14 protein-coding genes are annotated in these 13,704 nt (G+C 63.4%); 9 read left to right on the forward strand and 5 right to left on the reverse strand.

Translation table 11 applies throughout. From position 1 onward, the window contains the following. Positions 1-153: 153 nt before the first annotated feature. The 4 genes from ACXAED_RS19305 to ACXAED_RS19320 all read left to right on the forward strand — a co-directional run bounded on the left by ACXAED_RS19305 (position 154) and on the right by ACXAED_RS19320 (position 3,406). On the forward strand, positions 154-579 hold the full coding sequence (locus ACXAED_RS19305) for a nuclear transport factor 2 family protein (RefSeq protein WP_475052476.1): 426 nt from the start codon (positions 154-156) through the stop codon (positions 577-579). A gap of 150 nt (positions 580-729) precedes the next feature. Beyond that, positions 730-1,545 (forward strand): chromate resistance protein ChrB domain-containing protein, encoded by an 816-nt coding sequence (locus ACXAED_RS19310; RefSeq protein WP_475052477.1) that lies wholly within the window; start codon positions 730-732, stop codon positions 1,543-1,545. Continuing rightward, on the forward strand, positions 1,542-2,813 hold the full coding sequence (gene chrA, locus ACXAED_RS19315) for a chromate efflux transporter (RefSeq protein ID WP_475052480.1): 1,272 nt from the start codon (positions 1,542-1,544) through the stop codon (positions 2,811-2,813). Before ACXAED_RS19310 ends, chrA begins: the two co-directional genes overlap by 4 nt. A gap of 119 nt (positions 2,814-2,932) precedes the next feature. Beyond that, positions 2,933-3,406: an SspB family protein gene (locus ACXAED_RS19320; RefSeq protein ID WP_475052482.1), complete on the forward strand. Its 474-nt coding sequence runs from the start codon at positions 2,933-2,935 to the stop codon at positions 3,404-3,406. Between the two features lie 61 nt (positions 3,407-3,467). Here ACXAED_RS19320 and ACXAED_RS19325 read toward each other — a convergent pair whose 3' ends face one another. Then, complete coding sequence (locus ACXAED_RS19325) at positions 3,468-4,028, reverse strand: hypothetical protein (protein ID WP_475052484.1); 561 nt, start codon at positions 4,026-4,028, stop codon at positions 3,468-3,470. A 203-nt stretch (positions 4,029-4,231) separates the two neighbouring features. Here ACXAED_RS19325 and fumC point away from each other — a divergent pair, with 203 nt between their 5' ends. The 4 genes from fumC to ACXAED_RS19345 are packed head-to-tail and all read left to right on the forward strand — an operon-like array spanning position 4,232 to position 6,280. After that, positions 4,232-5,626, forward strand: coding sequence for a class II fumarate hydratase (gene fumC / locus ACXAED_RS19330; RefSeq protein ID WP_475052486.1), 1,395 nt, complete (start codon positions 4,232-4,234; stop codon positions 5,624-5,626). Continuing rightward, positions 5,626-5,814, forward strand: coding sequence for a DUF4169 family protein (locus ACXAED_RS19335; RefSeq protein WP_475052489.1), 189 nt, complete (start codon positions 5,626-5,628; stop codon positions 5,812-5,814). Before fumC ends, ACXAED_RS19335 begins: the two co-directional genes overlap by 1 nt. After that, entirely contained in the window at positions 5,811-6,029 is a 219-nt protein-coding gene (locus tag ACXAED_RS19340) for a ribbon-helix-helix domain-containing protein (protein WP_475052492.1), read from the forward strand. Before ACXAED_RS19335 ends, ACXAED_RS19340 begins: the two co-directional genes overlap by 4 nt. Before the next feature lie 23 nt (positions 6,030-6,052). Next, entirely contained in the window at positions 6,053-6,280 is a 228-nt protein-coding gene (locus tag ACXAED_RS19345; protein WP_475052494.1) for an N-(5'-phosphoribosyl)anthranilate isomerase, read from the forward strand. Between the two features lie 48 nt (positions 6,281-6,328). Here ACXAED_RS19345 and ACXAED_RS19350 read toward each other — a convergent pair whose 3' ends face one another. The 3 genes from ACXAED_RS19350 to ACXAED_RS19360 form a co-directional block, all read right to left on the reverse strand. After that, positions 6,329-7,684, reverse strand: a complete 1,356-nt coding sequence (locus ACXAED_RS19350) for a cytochrome P450 (protein ID WP_475052496.1) — start codon at positions 7,682-7,684, stop codon at positions 6,329-6,331. Then, positions 7,681-8,949: a hypothetical protein gene (locus ACXAED_RS19355; protein ID WP_475052498.1), complete on the reverse strand. Its 1,269-nt coding sequence runs from the start codon at positions 8,947-8,949 to the stop codon at positions 7,681-7,683. Before ACXAED_RS19355 ends, ACXAED_RS19350 begins: the two co-directional genes overlap by 4 nt. Positions 8,950-9,040: 91 nt before the next feature. Then, a complete protein-coding gene (locus tag ACXAED_RS19360) occupies positions 9,041-9,793 on the reverse strand; it encodes a cytochrome c biogenesis CcdA family protein (RefSeq protein WP_475052501.1) in 753 nt (250 codons plus the stop codon). A 93-nt stretch (positions 9,794-9,886) separates the two neighbouring features. Here ACXAED_RS19360 and ACXAED_RS19365 point away from each other — a divergent pair, with 93 nt between their 5' ends. Next, the gene (locus ACXAED_RS19365) at positions 9,887-10,120 is read left to right on the forward strand and encodes a sulfurtransferase TusA family protein (protein WP_475053152.1); all 234 of its coding nucleotides are present in this window, start codon (positions 9,887-9,889) and stop codon (positions 10,118-10,120) included. Positions 10,121-10,322: 202 nt separating this feature from the next. Here the strand turns inward: ACXAED_RS19365 and ACXAED_RS19370 are convergent, their stop codons facing one another. Continuing rightward, positions 10,323-13,319 carry an Rne/Rng family ribonuclease gene (locus tag ACXAED_RS19370; RefSeq protein WP_475052503.1) on the reverse strand — a complete coding sequence of 999 codons (2,997 nt, stop codon included), beginning with the start codon at positions 13,317-13,319 and terminating at the stop codon, positions 10,323-10,325. Positions 13,320-13,704: the final 385 nt, after the last annotated feature.

The following is a 13,704-nucleotide window of genomic DNA, read 5'->3' on the forward strand; positions in this document are numbered from 1 at the left end:
CAGGCACGGCTTTACGCGACGAAAAGAATGACTCAGCCCCTCACCGAACCTGCAACTGAAACTGAAACTGAAACCATAATTACCCGCCGGGCCGCTGCCTCCGCACCCCAGACAGCCATGGCGGCGCCATTTGATCCGGCCAGCATGGCAGATATGCCTTTGACCCGTGTGCTTCACTACTGGTTCGAAGAAGTCTGGGGCAAAGGAAACCTGAATGCCGTTCCCGAAATCATGGGCCGCAACACGCTGATCTCCGGGGCTGTTTCTGCCTTGGCAGAACCGGAAAGCGATTACGGCGAGGTGGTCGCAGCGCTGCGCAACCTGCTGGGCCCGATCAAGGTGACCTTTACCCATGTGATGGAAACAGACGAATGGGTCTCTGTCCGGATGCTGGCCGCAACCAGCAATCCCCGCGACGGCGAGCCGTTTGAAATCACCGGCCAGGTCATGGCCCGGGTACAGGACGGCAGGATCACCGAGATGCACTCCAACATGGATTATTTTCGAATGTTCGAGAAACTGGGGCAATTGCCGCCAGAGGCCATGGCCATCTGCCTGACCGGTGAGCGGCTCAGGTAGCGGGCGCTTACTCTCTGCCGGCGGCGGCTCCCGGGCTTGACAGGGCTGCCCCGGCTGGTCTTTTTTAAAGACAGGGGGACAACCGCGAACGCCCCGTGAGGCGACAGCCCAAGGTTCGCATGTTAACCTTGCTTGCGAGGAGACATGCCCATGGCTGCCCCGAATGAAATCACCCCCGCCCAGCTGCTGCGCCTGATTGGCACTCCCAATGCGCCTGCGCTGGCCGATATCTGCACCGACGAAGACTTTGCAGCGGATCCCTATCTGATCCCGGGGTCCTTCAAGCATCCGCATTCGGATATCGAGGGACTCAAGGCCCGCCTGAACGGGCGGCGCTGTGTGGTGATCTGCCAGAAGGGCCTCAAATTGTCGCAAGGCGTGGCGGCTTGGCTGCGCAATGACGGGATCGCAGCGGAATACCTGCAGGGCGGCATGCACGCCTGGCGCGACCTGAGAGGCGCGCCGCGCCTGCCCTTCGAGGCCCTGCCCGCTCCAGTGGGCGGCAGAACCCTGTGGGTGACCCGGCACCGGCCCAAGATCGACCGTATCGCCTGCCCCTGGCTGATCCGCCGCTTTGCGGACCCGGAGGCGCGCTTTATGTTTGTCACGCCGTCTGAGGTGACAGCCGTAGCCGAACGCTTTGGCGCCACGCCATTCGATACCGAGGATGTGTTCTGGTCGCACCGGGGCGAACACTGCACCTTTGACACCATGCTGGACGAATTCGGCCTGCGCACGCCTGCGCTTGACACCCTGGCTCGGGTTGTGAGAGGCGCCGATACCAACCGGCACGATCTGGCACCCGAGGCAGCAGGGCTTCTCGCCCTTTCGGTGGGACTTTCGCGCCAGTACAAGGACGACCATCAGCAGCTTGAGGCAGGCATGACCCTTTATGACGCGCTGTACCGCTGGGCCCGCGATGGCCAGGGCGAAGGCCACGACTGGCCCGCGGACCGCAAGGCATGAGCCATCCCGGCTGGGCGGAGATGTTCCGTGTGTTCGGGCGCATCGGGGTGCTGAGCTTTGGCGGCCCGGCGGCGCAGATCGCGGTGATGCACAAGGAGCTGGTCGAGGACCGCCCGTGGCTGAGCGAGGAGAGTTTCCTGCGCGGCCTGTCCTTTTGCATGCTGCTGCCGGGGCCGGAGGCGATGCAGCTGGCCACCTATACCGGCTGGAAGATGCGCGGCACCGCCGGCGGGCTGCTGGCGGGGCTTCTGTTCGTTTTGCCGGGCGCGGCGGTGATTGCCCTGCTGGCCTGGCTCTATGTGCAATACGGCACCCTCCCCGCGGTGCAGTCGGCCTTTCTGGGCATCAAGGCCGCTGTTGTCGTCATCATCCTGCAAGCGCTGCGGCGGCTGGCGGCCAAGGCGCTGCGCCACAGGGTGTACTGGATGCTGGCCGGGTTCGGCTTTGCCGCGCTGTTCCTGCTCAACTTGCCATTTCCGCTGGTGGTGCTGGCCGCGGCGGTTACCGGATATTTGCGCAAGGCAGAAGACCCGGATCTGCCCGCCTCCGCCGCACCGTTTCAGGCGGCCAGCACACTGCGGACCATTGCCGTCTGGGGCAGCCTTTGGCTGCTGCCGCTGATCGCGCTCAGCCTGTCCGGCGCGGGCTTTCTGGCCGATGTCGGATGGTTCTTCTCCAAACTCGCCGTGGTGACCTTTGGCGGGGCATACGCGGTGCTGGCCTATATCAGTCAGACGGTGGTGAGCCAGTTCGGCTGGATCACTGCCGGGCAGATGATCGACGCGCTGGGATTGGCCGAGACCACCCCCGGCCCGCTGATTTTGGTCACGCAGTTCGTTGCCATGCTGTCGGGGCTGCTGCAGGACGGGCTGGGGCTGTTCCTGGCGGCGGGTGCCGTGGCGCTGTGGGCGACCTTCATGCCCTGTTTTCTGTGGATCTTTGCCGCCGCGCCTTATGTGGAACGCATAGCCGCGCACCCGCGGCTGGGCATGGCGCTGAAGGCGGTGACCGCCACGGTCGCGGGCGTGATCCTGAACCTGTCGGTCTGGTTCCTGATGCATGTGGCTTTTGCCGGAACGCAGGTGTTTGAGGCAGGCATCCTGCATGTTCCCGTCCCCGTCTGGGACAGCATGGACACGCGGGCCGTGCTGCTGGTTTTGCTGGCGCCGCTGGCCGCCTGGATCGTGCGCGGCAATATGCTGCTGCTGCTTGCCGCGATGGCCTGCGCCGGTTTAGCCATTGCGGAATTCCCGTTTGCAATCAGCTGACTGCGGCGGCCATCGGAGAGCCGCGCGCTTCCAAGAATTTTTTCGCTGACCGAAAGGGCGGTCTTTTGTTTCCGCCAGAATCTCTTATGCTTGGGAACAAATGAACAAGGGGTGACTGCATGTCCCGTGAAATCGACTATGGCAACCTGATGCACACTGCCATGCGCGGCCTGATCCGGACCGTGCTGCAGGACATCGCTGAGAACGGCTTGCCCGGTAACCACCACTTTTTCATCACCTTCGACACGGCACATCCGGATGTGGAACTGGCCGATTGGCTGTCCGACCGGTACCCGGGTGAAATGACCGTGGTCATGCAGCACTGGTTCGACAATCTGACTGTGGATGACGAGGGGTTTGCCGTCACGCTCAATTTCGGTGACTCGCCCGAGCCGCTCTATATTCCTTATGACGCTATCCGCACCTTCGTGGACCCGTCGGTGGAATTCGGCCTGCGTTTCGAAAGCGCCGATGAGGAGCCGGAAAGCTATGCAGCGGTGCCGGACGCCGACGAGGAGCAGGACAATGTCCAAGCTCCGGCCGAAGAAAAGAAAAATGCCGATATCGTTTCACTGGACAGCTTCCGCAAATAACGCGGAAGATCATCCCGGTTAACGTCAGGCGGCCTCGCAGGCCGCCTTTTTCTTGTCCGGATTACTGCCGGGCCAGGAAAGTGCTCAACTGCCGCCGGGGCTCGCCGTTCAGGCGCGAGGTATACTCCAGATCCAGACCGCCTTCGGCCAAAGTCCGGTCGTACTGCTGCATCTCGTAGTCGCCGTTGGGGTGGATATACAGCGAGAACACCGTCAGCTTATCGCCAGTGATCCGGCCCCAGACAAACGGCTCGCCCTCCATTGGATTGAGCGGCACCGAATGGCCAAAGACGTTGCGCGTCATGGCTGCGGAGAAGACACCGTTGCGGCCGCTGGGCAGGAATTCGATCTCATAAGTCTTGGATTTCCGGCGGCCGTCATCCTTTTCAGTGGTGGAGGTCCATTTGATGGTGAACCCCTTCTTCATTTCGCGGATCACAACACTCATGTCCCGGGGATCGGTGTCACCGTCAGCCTTCACGATCTCGACGCTGCCGGCGTATTCGCCGACAAAACGGGAAATATCGGCGCGCGCCCAATGCGGCAGCAGCAAGAGGGCCCCCGCCACAAGCGTAGCAGCTAGGCCCAATGGGATTCTGAGAGTTCGCAAATGCGTCGGCACGTCGCAATTCCTTCCGGATGTCCAAGCCTGCCCTCGCACTGTAATCATAGCATGGTTTCAGGCAATGGCATGTCTTGGATTGCGCCAATTCGGCACTATACCTGACCGCGTGATTGGCTATGCTGCGCGCAACTGGCCAATTGCACTGCAGCAGCGCGCAGGCTAAACGGCATACAATCGCATACGCAACGGAGAGAAGACGGATGTCCGAAACCCGCACCGAAACCGACAGCTTTGGCCCGCTTGAGGTCCCCGCAGACAAGTACTGGGGCGCGCAGACCCAGCGCTCGATCATGAACTTCCCGATCGGCTGGGAAAAGCAGCCGGTTGCCATCGTGCGCGCGCTTGGCGTGATCAAGCAGGCCTGCGCCATGGCAAACAAAGAGTCGGGCAAGCTGGACGCAAAGATCGCAGATGCCGTCATCCAGGCCGCCAGCGAAGTGGTCGCGGGCAAGTTCGACGACAACTTCCCGCTGGTCGTCTGGCAGACCGGCTCCGGCACGCAGTCCAACATGAATTCCAACGAGGTGATCGCCAACCGCGCGATTGAGATCCTGGGCGGCGTGATCGGCTCCAAGGATCCGGTGCACCCGAACGATCACTGCAACATGGGCCAGTCCTCCAACGACACCTTCCCCACCGCGATGCATATCGCCACCGCGATGATGGTGCGCGACGTGCTGGTGCCGGGCCTGACCAAGCTGGCCGAAGGGCTGGAAAAGAAGTCCGAAGAGTTCAAGGACATCATCAAGATCGGCCGCACCCACACCCAGGACGCGACCCCGCTGACCCTGGGCCAGGAATTCGGCGGTTACGCCCATCAGATCCGTCAGGGTCTGGCGCGGGTCGAGGCGGCGATGCCCGGCATCTACGAGCTGGCGCAGGGCGGCACCGCTGTCGGCACCGGCCTGAACACCCAGAAGGGCTGGGGCGAGACCGTTGCCGCCAACATGGCCGAGATCACCGGCCTGCCCTTTGTCACCGCACCCAACAAGTTCGAGGCGCTGGCGGCGCATGACGCCATGGTGTTCCTGTCCGGCGCGCTCGCGACCATTGCAGGCAGCTGCTACAAGATCGCCAACGACATCCGCTTCCTCGGCTCCGGTCCGCGCTCCGGTCTGGGCGAGCTGATCCTGCCGGAGAACGAACCCGGCTCCTCGATCATGCCGGGCAAGGTGAACCCGACCCAGGCAGAGGCGCTGACCCAGGTGGCGGCGCATGTGATGGGCAACGACGCGGCGATCAAGTTTGCTGGCTCCCAGGGCCATTTCGAGCTGAACGTCTACAACCCGATGATGTCCTACAACCTGCTGCAGTCGATCCAGCTGCTGGGCGATGCCGCGGACAGCTTCACCGAGCGGATGCTGAACGGCATCAAGGCCAACGAGCCGCGCATCGACAAGCTGATGAAGGAAAGCCTGATGCTGGTCACCGCGCTGGCGCCGACCATCGGTTACGACAACGCCACAACCGTTGCCAAGACCGCGCACAAGAACGGCACCACCTTGAAGGAAGAAGCAGTCAAGCTGGGCTTTGTCGATGAAGCCACCTTTGACGCGGTGGTGCGGCCTGAGCAGATGATCGGGCCCAAGGACTGATGGCAGGTTCCGGTTCAGGGCCGGTCAATCTGAACCGGTACAGAAAAGAAAAGGCGCGGGCCGAGAAAAAGGCCCGCTCTGACCAGAACGCTGTGACGTTTGGGCGGACCAAGGCGGAAAAAGACCTGGACAAGGCGCGCAACGCACAAGAGGTCAAACGCCTGGACGAGCACAAGCGCGACGAATGAATTCCCGGCCCAAGAAGCATTCCTTGACCCTGCGCGGGCACCGGACCTCGGTGTCTCTGGAAGATGACTTCTGGGACGCCTTCCGCGAGATCGCAGCCACAGAAGACCGGGCAATCAACGACTTGGCAGCCGAAATTGACGAAAGCCGCGGCGAGGACTGCGGGCTGGCCTCCGCCATCCGGCTGTTTGTGCTCCGGCGGTTAAGAGCGCGTTAACCGCAAATTGCAATCATCGGTTCATGCCGGTACCTGCCCCTCTCTCTGCTGACGCTTGGCTGCAGCAATTGTTCCGTTCCCAGGCGGCGGCCAAGGGTGGTGTCATCCGGCGGCAGAAGCGCGATATAGAACGGCTGCTCGGCTGGGAACGGTTTCGGCAAGAGTTGAAACACCGCGGATTCCATGCCGTGGAAAACGCAGGTCAGGTCGTAATTTTCTGCAATCAGGACGCCGTGCGTATCATTCAGTGACGCAAATTTCTTCGAAGAAATTTGCCAAGAAAATTCGAATTTTCTTGGCTACCGTTCCGACAGCTGCAGCCATATCCCGTTTTTAGACCGCACCGTAAGATGCGCTACCGGCACCGGCGCCTTGCCCGCCACCGGTTCGACGCGGAACCGGCGCAGGATCATCGACAGGACCAGCGGCCCCTCCACCATCGCGAACCCCGCCCCGGTGCAAACACGGGACCCGGCCGAGAACGGGATGTACGCGTCACGCTGGCATTGCTTGCCGTTCTCGGTTCCCCAGCGCGCCGGGTCGAACCCGTCCGGGTTCTCCCACAGTCGTTCGTGCCGGTGCAGGTGCCAGGGACTGAGGACCATCTGCGCGCCCTTGGGCACGTCACGGTTGCGGAAATGCTCGGGACATGTGGCCTCGCGCACCATCATCGGCACCGGCGGATACAGCCGCAGGGTTTCGCGGAACACGTCGCGGCTGATCTTCAGCCTGGAGACAGCGGCAAAGCTCTCGTCGTCCAACGCCGAAGCCTCTGCCGCCACCTTCTCCTGCCACTCAGGGTACAGCGCCATCAGATAGAGCGCCCAGGCTAGGGCAGAAGCGCTGGTTTCATGGCCCGCGAGAAAGAAGATCGCCACCTGATCGACCATTTCGGCAGTATCAAACGTGCTTCCGGTCTCCGGGTCGCGGGTGGTCATGATTTTGGTCGCCAGATCATCCGGCGCGCTGCCCGCCTTGATCGCCGCCATCCGTTCAGCCGTCAGTTGGGCAATCAGCCTCCGGATCGTCTCAGCGTTCCGGCGGGTGCCGCGGCGGAAGAACCGCGGCATCCAACTCGGCAGCGGCACGAAGGCGGCCAGGTTCAGCAAGGGCTGGCTGCGCTGGTAATCGCGGAACCGAATGAAGACCTGTCCGGCCACCTCATGCTCGATCGGAATTGAAAACAGCGTGCGGAAAATCACATCCGCCGCCGCGTGGGAGGTTTCCTCCTCGATCTCCACCGGTCCCGTCCGCCCTTCCAGCCGCTTGACTGCCGCCTCTGCCGCGGCGCGCATCGCCGGATAGGTATCCTTGAGCCGTCCCCCCTCAAACGCAGGATCAATGATCCGCCGCTGCCGCTTCCAGGCCTCGCCGTTGGTTAAAAACACGGAATTGCCGAGCAAGGGCTTCAGACCCTCGGCAATGCGGTCCGACTTGGGGAAATCGTCCGGACGCTCTTTCAGCAAGAGCTTCACCAGATCCGGCTGGTTGACCAGGAAGGAGCGGAAAAACGGGGTGCGGAACTCGGCCATCCAGGCGCGGTAGAGGCGCGCGGGCTGGGCCGAGAGGATGTCCTGCCGGAACAGCCTCACATAGCGCCACAGAGACACCCGGTCGGGGCGCGCCGGCGGTTTCGGCGGCAGCACTTGCGTCATTCCGCGGCCACCGACGTAAATTTCGACACCGGCACGTCGATCCGAGACTGCGAGGGTTTGCGGTCCCGGTAGCGTTCTGCCAGGGTCAGCGGCCCGGCGGTAATGCGGAAATAATCATAGTCGCCCGGCCGGTCGAAGGCGCAGAGATACTGGAAATGCAGCCGGAAGAAGCGCCAGCGCAGCTGCTGCCAACGCTCCGGGCTGAGGGTCTGGGTGAATGCGGCGGAGAACACCAGCGGCCAGCGTTTGCCCGCTGGCGCAACGCCGCTGACCGCGACCGGGTCGCACAGCGCAAAGGCGCAGCCGTCGCCCGGGGCGGTGACATCCACCCAGGCAAGCTCCTCGCGCTGAGACAGGTATTTCAGGTCAGCCCGCAAACGTTTGGCCTGCGGCAGGAAGGAGACCATTGGCACCACCTGCCCCAGTGTCAGGAACCCCAACGCCGGGCGGGTGTCCGGAACGCCCTCCCGGATCAGGTCCGCCAGCACCGACACGCCCACATGCGCGCCGGAGGAATGGCCGACGACCAGCACCTCATCCAGACTTTTGTCCTGCAAGGCCTCGGCAATCACAGAGCGGAATTCCCTCATCCGCGTTTCCATCTCCGGCGGGATCGCACCGCCGGCGGCCGCCGAATGCGCGTAGTCGTGCATCAGGTAATAGGCGAAGAACTTGCCATCGCGTTCCTTGAACCAGCGCAGCAGCGCATATCCGGCGCCAAGGCCCAAGGCCCAGCCCGGCAGCCATGTGAAAGTACCGCCAACCCCGGCCGCGACTGCAGCAAGACCAAAAGCATGGGCAACACCCCAGGCCAGCAGCAGCGCCAGCAGCGCCTGTAAGAGCAGCATTCCCACCGGGTAAAGCGCGGCAATCACCGGCCCCTTGCGCAGCCGCATCAGCCGCCTGAGCGCCCCGGTTGAGATATAGATCCAGGCGGTGCGCAACAGCTGCCAGTAGGTGCCAGGGATCGTCGCCTCCATGCTGCCGCGCACGATGTCGGACCAGACCAGCACTTCGATATCCGCCTCGGTCCTTTGCCCGTCCATCTCAGCAGCCGTGTGCCAGCCGTAGGGGCCTCTGGTCCGTTTGGGGGACAGCGTCAGGCTGTAGCCGGAAATCTGGGCCTGCGCGGCACCCTCCTTGCGGTAGAGCTCGCGGTAGCGGCGCGGGTGAATCGGGTCATAGCCGGGGATGTAGAACACCCGGCGTTTGCGTACCTGCTGAGGGTTGGAACCGATTTGATCCACGCTGTCCTGCTCTGACATTTCGAACGCAGACTAGCAGCGCAATCCGGCAAGAGTAAGGCCGGGAGGGGCAAAGAAAAAGGGGCCCTGAGGCCCCTTGGAAATCCCGGGCTCAGCCCAGTGTTGCCAGCGCCGGGAAGGTCTCCAGCAGCCACCAGGAGAAGGTGGTGAACAGGCCGGTGACCAGCATGATGCCGACAAACAGCAACAGGCCGCCCATAGCTTTTTCAATCACACCCATGTGGCGCTTCATCTTGTTCATCAGCGTCATCGAACGGTTGAGGAACATCGCCGCCAGCAGAAAGGGCACGCCAAGGCCCGCGGCATAAACGCCCAGCAGGATGGTGCCGCGGCTGACCGAAGCCTCCGATGCGGCCAGCGACAGGATCGCGCCCAGCTGCGGGCCGATGCAGGGGGTCCAGCCAAAGGCAAAGGCCAGCCCCAGAACATAGGCGCCCAGAGCGGAGCCGCCGGACTCGCCGGCCTCCATCCGCGCCTCGCGGTCCAGCAGCGGAATGCGGAAGACCGACAGGAAGTGCAGCCCGAAAATGATCACCACGACACCTGAGACTTGCGCAAAAAGTTCCTGATTTTGCAGCACAAATGCGCCGAAAGCCGAGGCCGTGAAGCCCAGCAGAAGGAACACCGTGGACAGCCCCAGCACGAAAAACAGCGCCGCAATGATGGCCTTGCGCCGCGCGGCGACCGTGCCCTGCATCTCGCCGATGGTGACGCCGCTCATATAGGCCAGGTAGGGCGGCACGATCGGCAGCACGCAAGGCGACAGGAAACTGATCACGCCGCCCAGCAGCGCCACCAGCATGGCAGGGAGCAGCCCTGCGTCGATGATCTCGATTCCAAACATGATCCACACTTATGCCAGCAGGCGGCCAACGTCACGGGGACGGCTGGTCACATCCTTGTGGACAGCATGAAACATCCCCCTTATCTGAACACCATGAGCGAGATCAAAGAGACCCTTGATGCAATCGGGCTGCTGTGCCCCCTGCCCGTCCTGAAGGCGCGCAAGCGGCTGAAATCGCTGCAGCCCGGCCATGTGCTGCAACTGCTGGCGGACGACCCGGCGGCTGTGATCGACGTGCCGCATTTCTGCAATGAAGCAGGGCATGAGTTCCTCGGCCACAGCGAAGGCGCAGGCCATCAGATCTACCTGATCCGCAAAGGCAGCTAGGCCGCAATCCCCACAACCGCCCGTGACTGGGAGCGCCGGAATTCTGCGAGAATTCCGGCTCGGAAAACACGTGTTTTCCGGGCGGTTTCCCGCGCAGGTAAACGATGGCCCGCGTCCAGTCAGGAGATCCGGAATTGCCGACAGCCTTGAATGAAAAAGGCAGGCCTGGCGGCCTGCCTTTTCCCTTACTCTTGTGCCTGGCTCAGCCGCCCATCGACCACCAGCCGCGGCGTTTCGGCTTGGGCGGGGCTGCCGGTTCCGGCTCAGCCGCGGCGCCAGCCATGGCAGGCTCCGGCTGCTTTTCCTCTTCCGCAGCGACGGGCTCCGGCTGGGCTTCTTCAACAGCGGCAGGCTGATCCTCCGCGGCTTCCGCAGCGGGTTCTTCAGCAGGCTGCTCTTCAGCCGCTTCGGCTGCTTCCGCAGGCTCCTCAGACGGTGCGGCATCTTCCACAGCGGCCAATTCTTCGGCCGGAGCGGCCTGTTCAGCTTCCGCAACGGGTTCCGCGTCCTTGGCGGCGGAGTCCTCGGCGCTGTCAGCTGCCGCTTGTTCCGCGGTCTCTTCAGCCGGAGCCTCCGCAGCAGCCTCTGCCACAGGTGCTTCGGCAGTTTCAGCCGCGACCGGTGCTTCCTCTGCGGCGGCTTCGGAACCTTCACCAGCTGCCGCGGTCTCTTCGCTGGCCTCCACGGCTTCCGCCTCAGCCTGCTTTGACTTCGGCTTGCGCGAGCGTGTCCGGGTGCGGGAGCGTTTCTTCTCCTTCACCTCTTCCGCGGCAGTTTCCTGAGCCTCTGCGGCCTCTTCCTTCGGCTGATCCTGATCTTCGGAAGTCTCGTCGCCGTTCTCGCCCGCCTGGGCCTGATCGCCGTTTCCGGACTTGCGGCGGCGGCGGCGGCGGCGCTTGCGCTTGGGCTTGTCATCCTGCGGCGCGGCTTCTTCAGCGGCCTCCGCGGCGACGGGCACCTCTTCCTCGTCCTGCTGCGCCTCGTCCGCGTCCACCTGATCCATGATCGAGGTGTCAACCGACACCACCGGAGCCGTGGCCGCAGGCACAGTGCGTGACGCGGTCTTGAATTTCTCCAGAACAAAATCCGGGCTCACCAGATGCGCGTCGCCTTCGATGCGCACGGACAGGCCGTAACGCGCCTCGATCTGGGCGATATGCTCGCGCTTCTGGTTCATCAGGAAGTTGGCGATGGACACCGGACAGCGCACCAGCACCTCGCGGGAGCGGCGGCGGGTGCCCTCTTCCTCGATCTGGCGCAGGATCGACAGCGCCATCGAGTTGTCCGAGCGGATCAGGCCGGTGCCGTGGCAATGCGGGCACGGCGCGGTGGTGGCCTCGATCATGCCGGGGCGCAGGCGCTGGCGCGACATTTCCATGAGGCCGAAGCCGGAGATCCGGCCCACCTGGATGCGGGCGCGGTCGGTCTTCAGCTTGTCCTTCATGCGCTTTTCGACGGCGGCGTTGTTCTTGCGCTCGTCCATGTCGATGAAGTCGATCACGATCAGGCCCGCGAGGTCGCGCAGACGCAGCTGGCGCGCCACCTCTTCGGCAGCCTCCAGGTTGGTCTTGAGCGCGGTTTCCTCGATCGAGGCTTCCTTGGTCGCACGGCCGGAGTTCACGTCGATCGCCACCAGCGCCTCGGTCACGCCGATCACGATGTAGCCGCCGGACTTCAGCTGCACCACCGGGTTGAACATGGCGCCCAAGTAGCTTTCGACCTGGTAACGGGCGAACAGCGGCAGCGCGTCCTGGTAGTGCTTCACGTTCTTCGCATGGGACGGCATGATCATTTTCATGAAGTCCTTGGCGATGCGGTAGCCGCGGTCGCCTTCCACCAGAACCTCGTCGATCTCGCGGTTATACAGGTCGCGGATCGAGCGTTTGATCAGGTCGCCCTCTTCGTAGATCTTGGCGGGCGCGATGGATTTCAGCGTCAGTTCGCGGATCTGTTCCCACAGGCGCTGCAGGTATTCGTAGTCGCGCTTGATCTCCGCCTTGGTGCGCTTGGCCCCGGCGGTGCGCACGATCAGGCCCGCGCCGGTCGGCACGTCCAGTTCAGAGGCGATGTCCTTGAGTTTCTTGCGGTCGGCAGCGTTGGTGATCTTGCGGGAGATGCCGCCGCCACGGGCGGTGTTGGGCATCAGCACGCAGTAACGGCCAGCGAGCGAAAGGTAGGTGGTCAGCGCCGCGCCCTTGTTGCCGCGCTCTTCCTTGACGACTTGCACCAGCAGCACCTGGCGCACCTTGATCACTTCCTGGATCTTGTAGCGGCGCGGCCGCGGTTTGCGCGGCGGACGGATGTCCTCGCTGTCGTCTTCGTCAGCGACAAATTCGATGGTTTCATCCTTGGTGGCCGCGTCGGCCCGGCGGGAGCCGCCGTTTTCATCGCCCTCGTCACCAGCAGCATCATCGCTGGCAGGCTCTGCCTTGGATTCTCCGGCGTCCGCTTCGGCCTCAGCCGCCGCAGGCGCTTCTCCGGTCGCTTCCGCAGTCTCTTCCTCTTCTGCGGCTGCCTTTTCAGCAGGAGCAGCCTCTTCAGCGGTCTCTTCCACCGCTTCTGCAGGCTCTTCGCCCGCTTCGGCAGGCGCGTCCGCCTCGGCGGGGGCTTCGGCCTCGTCCTCCGGCTCTTCCACCGGTGTTTCCGCGACGCGTTCCACCGGCGAGGAGCCTTCGGGCACCTCAGCCAGTTCCGCCGGGACATCCTCGGCTGCGGCACTGTCGCTCAGGTCGATGGTTTCCATCCCGGCAATCTCGCCGGTTTTCCCCTCGGAGACGTCAACTTCCTTGGTCTCCACTGCATCATCAGAGGAGGCCTTGGCCGCCTTGGCGGAAGACTTGGACCGGCGCGACCGCTTGGGCTTGGAGGGCTTTTCTTCCTCGTCTTCGTCGCGGGCGCGCATCGCCTCGGCGTAGGCGCGCTCTTCCTCCATCAGGGCCTCACGGTCCGCGACGGGGATCTGGTAATAGTCCGGATGGATTTCCGAGAACGCCAGGAAGCCATGGCGGTTGCCGCCATAGTCCACAAACGCCGCCTGCAGCGACGGTTCGACCCGGGTTACTTTTGCGAGGTAGATGTTGCCAGCAAGCTGGCGTTTGTTTTCGGATTCAAAGTCGAACTCCTCAACCTTGTTTCCATCGACCACCACAACGCGGGTTTCTTCCGCGTGGGTGGCGTCAATAAGCATCTTCTTTGCCATGTTTCCTTGGTGCACCTGCCCTGTGCGCCCGCAAGCTGTCTGCTTCCAGGCGGCCGCGCGCGTTTCGGGTGGTGTCTTGTCAGGGCGATCTGGGACGGCGCGGTGCAGCAGGTGGTCCCGGGGTCTGTGCCCGGCCTTCCTGCCTCAGTGCTCTTCGCTCTCGCGCGCGTCATCGCGGTTCTTCTCCGGCAGGCTGGCCGCAGCCTTCCCTGCCCTATAATCCCTGCGCCGGCTGTAATTCCGGCTCGGGCGCTACACTGCCCCCTTGGTCAAGGGGGCCAATCGGTCTGGCTGCAGCTTTCTCGGATCGTGCCGGACAAAAGCCGAAGCCAGCGAAACTCATCAGTACGGGGGAAGCCAATTGCCGGTTTCCGGCCCGTTGGGA

Source organism: Leisingera sp. ABM4_103, from assembly GCF_056158685.1.

Excerpts from the sequence above, each read along its gene's own strand:
- ACXAED_RS19305 (WP_475052476.1), top strand. The coding sequence starts at position 154 with ATGCCTTTGACCCGTGTGCTTCACTACTGGTTCGAAGAAGTCTGGGGC.
- ACXAED_RS19310 (WP_475052477.1), top strand. The coding sequence starts at position 730 with ATGGCTGCCCCGAATGAAATCACCCCCGCCCAGCTGCTGCGCCTGATT.
- chrA (WP_475052480.1), top strand. The coding sequence starts at position 1,542 with ATGAGCCATCCCGGCTGGGCGGAGATGTTCCGTGTGTTCGGGCGCATC.
- ACXAED_RS19320 (WP_475052482.1), top strand. The coding sequence starts at position 2,933 with ATGTCCCGTGAAATCGACTATGGCAACCTGATGCACACTGCCATGCGC.
- fumC (WP_475052486.1), top strand. The coding sequence starts at position 4,232 with ATGTCCGAAACCCGCACCGAAACCGACAGCTTTGGCCCGCTTGAGGTC.
- ACXAED_RS19335 (WP_475052489.1), top strand. The coding sequence starts at position 5,626 with ATGGCAGGTTCCGGTTCAGGGCCGGTCAATCTGAACCGGTACAGAAAA.
- ACXAED_RS19340 (WP_475052492.1), top strand. The coding sequence starts at position 5,811 with ATGAATTCCCGGCCCAAGAAGCATTCCTTGACCCTGCGCGGGCACCGG.
- ACXAED_RS19345 (WP_475052494.1), top strand. The coding sequence starts at position 6,053 with ATGCCGGTACCTGCCCCTCTCTCTGCTGACGCTTGGCTGCAGCAATTG.
- ACXAED_RS19350 (WP_475052496.1), bottom strand. The coding sequence starts at position 7,684 with ATGACGCAAGTGCTGCCGCCGAAACCGCCGGCGCGCCCCGACCGGGTG.
- ACXAED_RS19355 (WP_475052498.1), bottom strand. The coding sequence starts at position 8,949 with ATGTCAGAGCAGGACAGCGTGGATCAAATCGGTTCCAACCCTCAGCAG.
- ACXAED_RS19360 (WP_475052501.1), bottom strand. The coding sequence starts at position 9,793 with ATGTTTGGAATCGAGATCATCGACGCAGGGCTGCTCCCTGCCATGCTG.
- ACXAED_RS19365 (WP_475053152.1), top strand. The coding sequence starts at position 9,887 with ATGAGCGAGATCAAAGAGACCCTTGATGCAATCGGGCTGCTGTGCCCC.
- ACXAED_RS19370 (WP_475052503.1), bottom strand. The coding sequence starts at position 13,319 with ATGGCAAAGAAGATGCTTATTGACGCCACCCACGCGGAAGAAACCCGC.